Here is a 10,701-nt window from a genome sequence, read left to right as displayed (position 1 = left end):
CACCGCTGGACTTCCTGGAGAGTGCGTCCACCTGGCGTGTGGCCAACGTCTCCGCCGAGACGTTCGACATCGAATTGAACGCGGCCGCTGGGGGCGACCGCCGGTTCGCCTGGCAGGCCTCCCTGTAGGAGCTCCGATCAGTTGGCCTGATAGAACTGTTCTGTCTGCTTGGCGACCGAGTCCCAGGAGAGTTCCGCTGCCATTCGTTTCGAGTTTTTACCCATCGACCGCCTGAGCTCCGAGTTCTGCAGTATCGCGGAGAGCGAATTGGCCATCATCTCGTCGTCGCCAGGTTCCACAGTGTACCCGGAACCGGATTTTCTGATCAACTGGTCGTACTCGCCGACGGTAGTCGCGACGACGGGAGTCCCATGGGCGAACGCGATTGTCATCGTCCCGCTGTGGCCCTGTTGCTTGATATGAGGGACCACGACGACACTCGCTTGGGCGAACAGTTCCGGAACTTCAGCGTTAGGAATAAACTCGTTTTTGATATCGAACAGGTCCGGATGGGCGTCGACTAGTTCACTAGTGCCGTCCGGCAGGTTCCCCGAGCCGGCAATAACGGTCGTGAGGTCGTTTATTTCCTCGCCGAGACGTATTGTCGCCTCGACCAGTTGGTTGAGGTCTTTATATCCTGTGATATTTCCGAAAAAGAGGATAGTATTCTCATCGGGATCCCGTTCGGCCGGAGTGGTATCCGCTTCGGGAGCGAAGATCCTGAACGCGCCGTGGGGAATCGTTTCGACAGGGCTGTCGGGGTATTTTTCCTGAAGGTCCGTTTTATTCTGTTCCGTATGTGCGATGTACCGATCCGTCTGTATAGGGTCGAAGGTGTGGCGGAGAACGCTGTCGACGTTCATCGCAGCGACAACCTTCATATTTTCTTGGGCCGGCAAGTCTCTGCCAGGAATCCGAAGTAACCGGGTGTTCTCGGTTTCGTGTCTCGTCTCGACAATAGGAACGGACACGTCGATATTCGGAAGAAACGGTCGCAGATACGAGTGAGGCTTGTGAGTGAAGTGGACGACATCTGGGTTCAGTTCCGGGATTCTAGAGAGTTCGCGGAGACTCAGGCAGGATTTCACGACGTTAGTGACCGAAAGGTCCAGTTCCGATATCTTCGAAAACGAGACGTTGGGATTGCTGAACCACTCTTTCGTCTCAACTCCCGAACTGAAGAACTCGTCTGCGGTCGTCTCGTCGGGTTTCACCACTGTGACTTTGTTCCCGATTTCATGGAGCGAGTTGGCTAGCTCGGCTGTATAGTGTGGGATGCCGCCTTCGCCGGTCGTCAAAACGAGAACAGCGTGCATGTATAAATTACCCGTTGATGACGTCGATATTAGTTCTTGCTGTATAAAGTTTATAGCCGTTAAAATTAGATGAGAGGGGCGAGTGGGGCCAGATCAGACCGCCGTTGCTGGTTCGTGGCTCTCAGTTCCGGCAGGATGTCCAGTCGTGGTCCCTCCCTCCGACGGTCGCTACGGTGCCATCTGTGGCACTAGCGGGCCCTGAACTGAGCGCATGGGGCCGGAATATTTACCAACCGAGTAGGAGGATATTATTTCAAGATGGGGTACGAGATAGTAGATGGGGATATTCTAAAATCAGCCGGCAGAGGTTCAGATATTTATGTCATCGCCGAGGCCGGCGTCAACCACAACGGCGATATGGAACTCGCCAGACAGCTCGTCGACGCCGCGGCCGACGCCGGCGCCGACGCCGTGAAGTTCCAGACGTTCCGGGCTGACCGGCTGGTAACGCCGACGGCCGAGCAAGCCGAGTACCAGACCGAACAGACAGAAACCGAGTCCCAGTACGAGATGCTCAAGCGGTACGAGCTCACGCGGGAGGCCCACGAGGAACTGCAATCGTACTGCGACGAGCGAGATATCACGTTCCTCTCGACGCCGTTCGACCCCGAGAGCGCCGATATGCTCGATGACCTCGAGGTCCCGCTCGTCAAACTCGGTTCGGGCGAACTCGACAATCACCCCCTCCTCAGACACGTCGCCGAGTTCGGACGCCCGATGGTCGTCAGTACGGGGATGGGGACACTCGAAGAAGTCAGACAGGCACGCGAGGTCATCCGAGCGACCGACCCTGACGCCGACCTCGCGTTCCTGCACTGTACCTCGTGCTATCCCGCGGATATCCAGGACGTGAATCTCCGCGCGATGAAGACGATGGTCGACGAACTCGACGTTCCGGTCGGGTACTCCGACCACACGACGTCAGTGGAGATGCCCGCGATGGCCGTGGCCGCCGGCGCAGACATCGTCGAGAAACACTTCACGGTCGACCGGTCGCTGCCGGGGCCGGACCACGAGGCCTCCCTGGAGCCCGACGAACTCGACCGAGCGATAACGCTGGCACGCACCGCCGCAACCGCCCGCGGGAGCGGGGTCAAGGAACCCACCGAAGCGGAGCTGGAGAACCGCCACCACATCCGCAAGAGCCTGCACGCGGCGACGGATATCGACGCCGGTGAGGTGTTGACAGCGGAGACAGTCAGCGTCCTCAGACCCACGGACGGCCTGTCCCCGACGAGCTACGACGACGTGCTCGGCGTGGAAGTCACGGCACCGCTCGGCGCCGGAGACCCGATTACCGATGCAGTACTCGCGGAGGATATCGAATGACCCGCGCCGTCCTCTGTGTCGCGGCCCACCCCGACGACGAGGTCCTGGGCGCCGGGGGAACGCTCGCCAAGCACGCCGCCGCGGGCCACGAGGTGACGGTGCTGGTCGTCACCGAGGGGACCACGGCACAGTACGACGACGAGAGCCTCATCGAGCAGAAACGCGAGGAGGCGCGAGCCTGTGCCGAGCGGCTCGGCGTCGCCGACGTTCGCTTCGGGGACCTCCCGGACATGCGACTCGACACCGTCGCCCACGTCGAGGTCAACGCAGTCATCGAAGCGGCCGTCGACGACGTCGAGCCCGACGTGGTCTACACCCACTCCCCTCACGACGTGAACAAGGACCACGCGGCTCTCGCTGAGTCGACCCGCGTCGCCACACGGCCGGGCTCAGGCGTCGAGCGGGTGCTGGCCTACGAGGTTCCCTCCTCGACGGGGTGGGCCGGCGGCGACAGCGAGCGGTTCCAGCCGACGACGTACGTCGAGGTGACGGACTATATCGACCGGAAGGTCGAGGCCTTCGAAGCCTACGGGACCGAGACGCGGGAGTACCCCCATCCCCGGTCCGAGCGGGCGATACGGGCGCTCGGTGACACCCGCGGGACCGAGGCCGGGTTCGAGGTCGCGGAGGCGTTCCAGCTCGTCAGCGAGTACCGGAGGGAGCTGTGAGCCGGACGGTCGGCGTGGTGACCGGCACCCGTGCGGAGTACGGGCTGCTCCGGGGGGCGATGAAACGCATCGAAGCACACGACGAGCTGACACTCCAGGTGGTCGTCACGGGGATGCACCTCTCTGAGCGCCACGGACGGACAGTCACCGAAATCGAAGACGACGGATTTGATATCGACCGGCGTGTCCACATGCAGGTCGACGGGGACTCGGGGCGGGCGATGGCCAAATCGCTGGGCGTCGGTCTTAGCGGGATGGCCGACGCGCTGGCGGACCTCGACCCCGATATCGTCCTCGTCCTGGGCGACCGGGGCGAGGCGCTGGCCGGGGGCGTCGCGGCCGCCCACATGAACCTCCCGGTCGCCCACATCCACGGCGGTGACGCGATGGAGGGAGCCATCATCGACGACAGCATCCGGCACGCGCTGACGAAGTTCGCCCACGTCCACTTCCCGGTCTCCGAACAGAGCGCCGAGCGTATCGAGAAACTGGGCGAGGAGCCCTGGCGCATCACGACCGTCGGGGCGCCGGGGCTAGACGAGATTCGCGAGGCGGCCGTCACGGCGCCCGAGACGCTGTACGAGACGTATGGACTCGACCCGGGCCGGCCGCTCTTGCTGACGGTGCAACATCCAGTGACGACGGCGCCGGAGCGGGCTGGCGAGCAGATGCGGGCGACGCTTGACGCGCTCGCGGCCCGGGAGCGGGCGCAAGTGGTGGTCATATATCCGAACGCGGACGCCGGCGGCGGCCGGATGATAGACGCCATCGAGAGCCACGACGCGGCCGACCGGTTCCACGCCTTCGAGAGCCTCCCGCGGGCGGACTACCTCGGATTGCTGGACGCGGCCGACGCGCTGGTGGGCAACTCCAGCAGCGGCATCATCGAAGCGCCGTCGTTCGGGCTCCCCGTGGTCGACGTCGGGCCGCGCCAGACCGGCCGCCAGCGGGCCGACAACACGCTCTCTGTCCCACACGAGACCCAGGCCATCGGGGCCGCTATCGAGCGGTGTCTCACCGACGAGTCGTTTCAGGCGCGTGCGCGGAACTGCGAGAATCCCTACGACTACGGCGGGGCCGCCGAGCGAATCGTCTCGCGGCTGGCGGAGATCGACCTGACCGACCGGCTCATCGAGAAGCGGCTCACTTACTGACCACCGTAGTCACCGAACCCGTAGTAACCGACGCCATAGGTCCCGGACTGGAACGGCTCGCTCGTCGCGCCCGTCGTCAGGACGACCGCCCCGGTCGCGACCGACGCGAGCATCTCCCGGCGATTCACCGAGTGTCGGCCGGGTGTGTTACCGTCGTCGCTGGTCATTAGTGGTGTCAGTATCGCGTATCGTGGGCGACCGGATCCCGGACGGCCCCAAACAGCACCTGGTGGACGTTCATCGGCCAGACGGCAAGCGGGTCCTCAGTGCCCGACTCGGTGAACGGTTCCTCGAAGATGCGGTGGCGAGCCACGACGTCGAACCCACGCTCTGCCAGTGCGTCGTCCAGGTCCGGCCTGGCCGACAGGCCGGGATAGTCTTCGAGGATGTCCCGTACGTACAGTCCGTGTGCCGTCAGCCGCTCGAGTTCCGACAGGGCGTCGTCGAACCGCTCGTCGAGCACCTCGAAAAAGCCCATCGCGAGCGTGTAGTCGAAAAAGTCGTCGCCGTAGTCCAGCCCAGCAGCCACGTCGTCCTGTTCGAACCGCAGCGTGATCTTCTCGTGTGGTGATTCGGTGTGACGGCGGGCGTTCTCGATTCGGGACGCCGAGAGGTCGGCACCCACGATCTCCAGCGGGAACCCGTCGTAGCCGGCCGCCCGCCACCGCCCGGCGATGAAGTCGGCGACGCGCTGGGTCCCGTCGCCGTCGCCACAGCCGGCGTCGAGAATCCGACTGGTGCCGGGCGCCGCGAACCGGCCCCACTCCACCGGCGGGTGGAACCACGCCTTCCGTCGCTTCAGGTAGGCCCACTTCGTCCGGTCGATGGGTCTGTCGAGGTCGCGGTAGTACGCCTGCGAGTCGGCGACAAAAGTCTCGTCGGCGTTTGCCTCGTACTCGGCCCGAGCGCGGCAGTGACGCTCGTTGTCCTCGCGGCGTCTGGCCCGTTCGTCGGAGTAATCCGAGACGGCAGCCATCGGGTCCGCGAGGAGCCCCCACGACTCCAGTTCACGGAAGTCCGCCGGCGTCGGGATACGCATACGAAGACCATGGCCGTCCGAGAGTAAATATTTCTGGTTCAGGGGCACAAATTTTATGCCAGCGGTGCGCGAGGCAGTGACAATGCGGACCGTCTTCGTCAGCCACAACGACCTCGGACTGGCCTGTCTCGAGGAACTCCACAACCTCGGGGCCGACATCCCCGCGATTATCACGCGACCGCGAGACGAGTCGGTTGCGGACCAGACGACGTTCGACGGAATCGCGGCGCGGACAGGTGCGGACGTACACGAGGTCGAGTCGGTCAACACCGACGCAGTCGTCGACCAGTTGCGGGCCTACGACCCCGAGTTGCTGTACGTGGTCGGCTGGTCGAGACTCGTCGAACAGCGAGTACTCGATATCCCGAGCGTCGCGGCTCTGGGGATGCACCCCGCACCGCTCCCGCGCGGACGAGGTCGGGCACCTATCGCGTGGAACCTCATCAAAGGACTCGACGAGACTGCACTGTCGATGTTCCACCTCGTCGAAGCGGCCGACGCGGGCGACCTCGTCGCCCAGTGGCCTATCGACATCGACATCCAGGACGACGCCGCGTCGCTGTACGAGAAGGTCGTCGCGGCCGGACGGTCGCTGATACGGCAGACCTACCCGGAGTTCGAACGCGGGGCGGTCCCCCGGACCCCACAGGACGAGACCGAGGCGACCTGGTGGCCAAAGCGCACGCCCGACCAGGGTGGCATCGACTGGCGCCAGCCGCCCGGAACCGTCTACGACTGGATTCGTGGCCAGAGCCACCCCTACCCCGGCGCGTTCAGCTATCTCGACGGTCGTAAAGTGACCGTCTGGGCCGCGGCCCCACCCGACGGCGAGCGGGTATTCTGTCAGCCGGGGGAGTTACTGGGCCGGGAGGGGGAGCGACTCCGGGTCGGCGCCTGGGAAGGCGCTATCGACCTGCTGCGGGTGCAGGTGGCAGACGACGAGGAGCGGCCAGCCGCCGAGCTACTGGACTACGAGTGGGCGGGGGTCGGAGACGTGTTCGAGTCGGTTCGGGCTACCGGGAGCGACCGGCCGTAGATACCTCGCGACCGGGGTCCCTGCACCCTTTTGTACGCACGCGGCGATGGTGATTCTATGTCCGACCCGGACCCCCTGCTTATCACTGGTGCAAGCAGTGGCATCGGCCGCTCGCTCGCGAAGCGGTTTGCGGGGGAGTACCATGTCATCGGCGTGGCCCGCCGTATCGAGCGCATGACAGACGAGTATGCAGACGAACCGTGGGTGACCCCGTACGAACTCGACCTCTCGGATGCGGCGGCGGTCAGCGAGACGCTTGCCGAACTGCAAGCGGAGTTCGGGACGATTTCGCATCTCATCAACAATGCCGGCGTGAACCGAGGGGACACCCTGCTCGACGCCGATGAGCGTGACCTCCGGCTGTCCATGGAGGTAAACGCCTTCGCTCCGGTACAGATTCTCCAGGCGCTCCTCCCGGGGATGCGTGAGAGGGATTTCGGCCGGGTCATCAACGTCACCTCCGGTGCTCCGCTGAACTGCCCACCGGGCGCTGGCGCCTACAGCGCCTCGAAGGCCGCGCTCAACACCTACACCCGGACGGCCGCGGCGGAGAACGACGACCGCGACATCAAGATTAACCTCATGAGCCCCGGTCCCTGTCGGACGGAGATGGCGCCGGACGCGCCGCTTCCCCCGTCGGCCTGTCACTCTACGGCCGAGTATCTCCTCGACCTAGACGCCGAAGGGCCAACCGGCGAGTTCTTCTGGCTCGAGCATCGGGTCCCGCTGACACCCGACCTCTCGGGCACCGAGTGGGAGGCCGGCGAACCCGGCCCGAACCTCGAGCCGATAGACGCTCAGTAGGCGTCGAGCAGACCGGCACCTTCGGCGTCGTCGGTCTCGCTCTCGGGCGTAATCGAGAGTTCCAGATAGTAGCGCTCGCCGTCGACGTCGACGTAGGCGTTGTCGAACGGGGGAAACGTCAGCGCCCGTAGCCTGTCGAGCAGTTCGCGGACGGTGTACTCGGCCTCGGGGTCGAGTTCACAGAGCTCGCTGAACTCGGCTTTCGTATGCCAGGCCGCCTCACCATCGTCCTGTGCACTGGCGTCGACCTCGCCGGCCTCGATAGCCGGCCAGGTGTCGCTGAACAGGTCGACACACGCCGCTTCCAGGCGCTCGTACAGCGTCCGACCGGTGTCGGCGAAGGATGTCTCGACCGTTCGTCTGGCGACGATGTCGCCCTCGTCGACGGCCTCGGTCATGTAGTGAATCGTCACGCCGGCCGGCCGGTTCTCGACGATGCTCCAGACGTTCGGGTTGTAGCCACGAGTCTCGGGCAGCAGGCCGGGGTGGACGTTCAGACACCCCTCGTCCGGAACGGCGAGTATCTCCGGCGGAACGACGTGTTCGAACCCACAGGCGACGACGAGGTCCGGCGCGAGTTCCCGGACGAGCGAGAGCTGGTCGGGCCTGGTCAGGAGCGCGTGGACCCGCACGCCGTCGCGGGCACAGAGCCACTCGTATATCTCGAAGCCGGCGTTGTTCGCACCGAGAAAGACGACGTCCATATCCCGACCACCGAGCGAGTGAAAATAATACCGGGGGTCAAAACGTGACGTCCTCGACGGCGACGGTGTCACCGGTCGACAGCGACCGTCGGCCGGCGACGACGGTTCGGATGACGTCCAGCGTCTCCCGGGGCGGGATTGCGGGCTCCCCGGTCCGGACCATCTCGAAGAAGTGCCACAGCGTCCGGCGGAACGCCCGGAAGTTGTCACGGAGCCGGTGTCGCGTCACCTCGTCCCGCCCGTAGAATGACACGTCGAAGGTGATGGGCGCGTCCCCCAGCGCCGCTATCTGGACGGTCGCCTCGCCAGTCGTCGTGATAGTCACCGTCGTGGGCTGGCTCCCAGTGGCCGTCACCGTCTCCGGGCGAGCGTCGAGCACGCCGAAGACGGCATCGAGGAGGTGGACGCCGTACTTCGACCAGTCGTTGAGCACGACGCCATCGACGAGCGTGATGGGGCCGTACTGGGCTGTGTCGGCGCGTGGCCCGTCGAGCTCCCGGGCGTACCGGAACCCCGAACAGGACAGCAACAGTCCGTCCCGGAGATATGGCTCGAATGCGGCCACCTCGTCGGGGTCCAGCGCCAGCGGTTTGTCGACGAACGTCGGAATCCCGCGGTCGAGAAACGGCTCGGCCATCTCGAGATGGGTCTCGTAGTCGTCCCGGGCGACCAGCACCGCGTCGACGGCGTCGGCCATCCCGTCGAGCGAGTCCGCGGCGGTGGGTATCTTCGCCGCCCGGCAAAGTGTGTCGGTCTCCTCGGGGTCCTGTGTCCAGGCCTGTGTGACCTCGACACCGTCGAAGCCAAACTCCGACGGGTCCTTCTCTGCGAGGTAGTCGTGGATGACCGACCAGTCCGACGCCCGAAACCCGGCGTCGTCGTAGCCGTTGACGATGGAGGCAAAGGAGTACGGATGGCCGTTGCCCTCGCTGATACCGACGACGCCAACGTCAATCCCGGACATGGCCCTCCGCCAGCAGGGTCTCCGCGACCGCGAAATCCAGTTCGGTGTCGATATCCAGCGACCGGCCCGGCTCCATCACCACGGCCTCGCTCTCCCCGAACAGCAGCGACGGTCCCGACTCCGTGACCGCGTCCACGTCGAAAGCGTAGACGGCACCGTTGAGCTGATACGCGTCGGGGAGTGACTGCCGGGGTTGCCACGGGGTGCCCTCGGGCAGGAACGTTTGCGGCGTGCCGTCCTCGACTCGCCACGTCCGGTGTGGGTTCACCTCGGCGTCGGTGAACGTCGCGACGGAGTCGACGCCCGGCTCGGCCAGTCGGTCCAGACACGCCTCGATGTCTGCCGGTCGCCTGAACGGCGTCGTCGGTTCGAGCATCACCACGTACTCCGGCGGGTCGTCGCTCGACGCGAGCTGGTCGACCGTGTAACGGACGGTGTCGGCGACGAGCGACTCGTCAGTTGCGAGGCGGGCGGGCCGCTCTGACACCTCGGCCCCCCACTCCCTGGCGATCTCGGCTATCTCCTCGTCGTCGGTCGAGACGATGGCTCGGTCGATGGCTCGCGTTTCTTTGGCGACGTCGATCGGCCACGCGACCAGCGGTTTCGACCCAAGCTCCCTGACGTTCTTGCCCGGTACCCCCTTGCTCCCGCCGCGCGCGGGAACGAGCGCGACGACCGAATCGCCACCTATCATGGGGTATCCTGTGAGCTACAGATGTATCGGTGTTTCTTTCTCCGGTTCCCGCCAGAATACTATCGCGACCGTCGAAAATCACTGCACACCCGACCGCACGATAGCGTTCACGAGAGCGAAGCTCTCGTACAGCCCATCAGAAACCGGATATTTCTGAGGACAGTGCAGTCGGGTGTACATCGTTGCAAGTGTCACTATCGCCGGTCACTGTATCGTCCAGCCGCCGTCGACGACGAGGTCGTGGCCGGTGACGTACGAGGCGGCGTCCGACGCGAGATAGCAGACCGCGCCGGCGACGTCCTCGGGTGTGGCCATCCGACCGAGGACCGTCCGCTGTTCGTACCGCTCGACGAACGTCTCGTCGTGGCCGTCGAAGACGCCGCCGGGGCTGACGACGTTCGCCCGGACGCCGTCGGGGCCCAGATACGACGCGAGGTAGCGAGTGAGATTCAACACGCCACCCTTGATAGCCGCGTACTCCACCGGGCTTGTCATCTCCAGGCCCTCGTACAGCGAGAAGTCGGGCGCTTGCCGGCCGTAGATCGAGCCCAGGTTGACGATGCTCCCGCCCTCGGGCTGGTCGCGCATTACAGCGCCGGCCGCTTTCGAGGTGAGATAGTAGCTGCCCAGATGCGCGAGGAGATTCTCACACCAGTCGTCGTAGTCGACGGCCTCGTACTGGCGGCCGTAGTTCTCGTTCCGTGGATAGGCGCAGTTGGCGAGGACGTCGAGGCGCTCTTCTTCGTCGAGGACGCGCTCGAAGAGGTCCGCGACGGCCGTCTCGTCGGTCACGTCCGCCTGGCGGAACCACGCGTCGTCGCCGAGTCGTTGTGCCACGCGGCTACCGTCGCTGTCTGGCAGGTCTGTGAGCACGACCGTCGCGCCCTGGTCGGCGAGCCCCTCGGCGACCGCTTCGCCGATCAACCCGCCGCCACCGGTGACCAGCGCGACCTTTCCGTCGAGTTCGAACATTCGCTTCGTCGGTACAGCGTC

Annotated in this window: 12 protein-coding genes; 5 read left to right on the top strand and 7 right to left on the bottom strand. The window is 65.0% G+C overall.

All coding sequences use genetic code 11. From position 1 onward, the window contains the following. Positions 1 to 137: 137 nt before the first annotated feature. On the bottom strand, positions 138 to 1,316 hold the full coding sequence (locus tag EGD98_RS17310) for a glycosyltransferase family 4 protein (RefSeq protein WP_220589653.1): 1,179 nt from the start codon (positions 1,314 to 1,316) through the stop codon (positions 138 to 140). 258 nt (positions 1,317 to 1,574) lie between these two features. On the opposite strand from EGD98_RS17310, the gene neuB reads away from it, so the two are divergent. From neuB to neuC, 3 genes are read left to right on the top strand one after another with little or no spacing between them, the layout of a single operon-like run. Continuing rightward, positions 1,575 to 2,645 carry an N-acetylneuraminate synthase gene (gene neuB, locus EGD98_RS17305; protein WP_220589652.1) on the top strand — a complete coding sequence of 357 codons (1,071 nt, stop codon included), beginning with the start codon at positions 1,575 to 1,577 and terminating at the stop codon, positions 2,643 to 2,645. Then, complete coding sequence (locus tag EGD98_RS17300) at positions 2,642 to 3,313, top strand: PIG-L deacetylase family protein (RefSeq protein WP_220589651.1); 672 nt, start codon at positions 2,642 to 2,644, stop codon at positions 3,311 to 3,313. The genes neuB and EGD98_RS17300 overlap by 4 nt, the downstream gene beginning before the upstream one ends. Then, on the top strand, positions 3,310 to 4,467 hold the full coding sequence (gene neuC, locus EGD98_RS17295) for a UDP-N-acetylglucosamine 2-epimerase (protein WP_220589650.1): 1,158 nt from the start codon (positions 3,310 to 3,312) through the stop codon (positions 4,465 to 4,467). The genes EGD98_RS17300 and neuC overlap by 4 nt, the downstream gene beginning before the upstream one ends. Here neuC and EGD98_RS17290 read toward each other — a convergent pair. Together EGD98_RS17290 and EGD98_RS17285 are read right to left on the bottom strand one after the other, a co-directional pair. Next, a complete protein-coding gene (locus tag EGD98_RS17290; protein ID WP_220589649.1) occupies positions 4,461 to 4,634 on the bottom strand; it encodes a hypothetical protein in 174 nt (57 codons plus the stop codon). The two genes, neuC and EGD98_RS17290, sit on opposite strands and share 7 nt — an antisense overlap. 8 nt (positions 4,635 to 4,642) lie before the next feature. Beyond that, positions 4,643 to 5,506 (bottom strand): class I SAM-dependent methyltransferase, encoded by an 864-nt coding sequence (locus EGD98_RS17285; RefSeq protein WP_220589648.1) that lies wholly within the window; start codon positions 5,504 to 5,506, stop codon positions 4,643 to 4,645. Positions 5,507 to 5,588: 82 nt separating this feature from the next. Between EGD98_RS17285 and EGD98_RS17280 the strand changes: the two genes are divergently transcribed. Both EGD98_RS17280 and EGD98_RS17275 read left to right on the top strand, forming a co-directional pair. Next, the gene (locus tag EGD98_RS17280) at positions 5,589 to 6,542 is read left to right on the top strand and encodes a methionyl-tRNA formyltransferase (RefSeq protein ID WP_220589647.1); all 954 of its coding nucleotides are present in this window, start codon (positions 5,589 to 5,591) and stop codon (positions 6,540 to 6,542) included. 57 nt (positions 6,543 to 6,599) lie between these two features. Next, the gene (locus EGD98_RS17275) at positions 6,600 to 7,346 is read left to right on the top strand and encodes an SDR family NAD(P)-dependent oxidoreductase (RefSeq protein WP_220589646.1); all 747 of its coding nucleotides are present in this window, start codon (positions 6,600 to 6,602) and stop codon (positions 7,344 to 7,346) included. Here the strand turns inward: EGD98_RS17275 and EGD98_RS17270 are convergent. From EGD98_RS17270 to EGD98_RS17255, 4 genes are all read right to left on the bottom strand, one after another. Further along, complete coding sequence (locus EGD98_RS17270) at positions 7,340 to 8,050, bottom strand: formyltransferase family protein (RefSeq protein WP_220589645.1); 711 nt, start codon at positions 8,048 to 8,050, stop codon at positions 7,340 to 7,342. The two genes, EGD98_RS17275 and EGD98_RS17270, sit on opposite strands and share 7 nt — an antisense overlap. 37 nt (positions 8,051 to 8,087) lie before the next feature. After that, positions 8,088 to 9,014: a Gfo/Idh/MocA family protein gene (locus EGD98_RS17265; protein WP_220589644.1), complete on the bottom strand. Its 927-nt coding sequence runs from the start codon at positions 9,012 to 9,014 to the stop codon at positions 8,088 to 8,090. Then, positions 9,001 to 9,708 carry an acylneuraminate cytidylyltransferase family protein gene (locus EGD98_RS17260; RefSeq protein ID WP_220589643.1) on the bottom strand — a complete coding sequence of 236 codons (708 nt, stop codon included), beginning with the start codon at positions 9,706 to 9,708 and terminating at the stop codon, positions 9,001 to 9,003. The genes EGD98_RS17265 and EGD98_RS17260 overlap by 14 nt, the downstream gene beginning before the upstream one ends. Positions 9,709 to 9,912: 204 nt before the next feature. Continuing rightward, the gene (locus tag EGD98_RS17255; RefSeq protein WP_220589642.1) at positions 9,913 to 10,680 is read right to left on the bottom strand and encodes an SDR family oxidoreductase; all 768 of its coding nucleotides are present in this window, start codon (positions 10,678 to 10,680) and stop codon (positions 9,913 to 9,915) included. Positions 10,681 to 10,701: the final 21 nt, after the last annotated feature.

The organism is Haloarcula salinisoli (genome assembly GCF_019599405.1).
GTDB lineage: Archaea > Halobacteriota > Halobacteria > Halobacteriales > Haloarculaceae > Haloarcula > Haloarcula salinisoli.
This window is presented reverse-complemented; position numbering and strand designations above follow the sequence as displayed.

Coding starts and splice junctions, on each gene's coding strand:
- EGD98_RS17310 (WP_220589653.1), bottom strand. CDS start 1,316: ATGCACGCTGTTCTCGTTTTGACGACCGGCGAAGGCGGCATCCCACAC.
- neuB (WP_220589652.1), top strand. CDS start 1,575: ATGGGGTACGAGATAGTAGATGGGGATATTCTAAAATCAGCCGGCAGA.
- EGD98_RS17300 (WP_220589651.1), top strand. CDS start 2,642: ATGACCCGCGCCGTCCTCTGTGTCGCGGCCCACCCCGACGACGAGGTC.
- EGD98_RS17290 (WP_220589649.1), bottom strand. CDS start 4,634: ATGACCAGCGACGACGGTAACACACCCGGCCGACACTCGGTGAATCGC.
- EGD98_RS17285 (WP_220589648.1), bottom strand. CDS start 5,506: ATGCGTATCCCGACGCCGGCGGACTTCCGTGAACTGGAGTCGTGGGGG.
- EGD98_RS17280 (WP_220589647.1), top strand. CDS start 5,589: ATGCGGACCGTCTTCGTCAGCCACAACGACCTCGGACTGGCCTGTCTC.
- EGD98_RS17275 (WP_220589646.1), top strand. CDS start 6,600: ATGTCCGACCCGGACCCCCTGCTTATCACTGGTGCAAGCAGTGGCATC.
- EGD98_RS17270 (WP_220589645.1), bottom strand. CDS start 8,050: ATGGACGTCGTCTTTCTCGGTGCGAACAACGCCGGCTTCGAGATATAC.
- EGD98_RS17265 (WP_220589644.1), bottom strand. CDS start 9,014: ATGTCCGGGATTGACGTTGGCGTCGTCGGTATCAGCGAGGGCAACGGC.
- EGD98_RS17260 (WP_220589643.1), bottom strand. CDS start 9,708: ATGATAGGTGGCGATTCGGTCGTCGCGCTCGTTCCCGCGCGCGGCGGG.
- EGD98_RS17255 (WP_220589642.1), bottom strand. CDS start 10,680: ATGTTCGAACTCGACGGAAAGGTCGCGCTGGTCACCGGTGGCGGCGGG.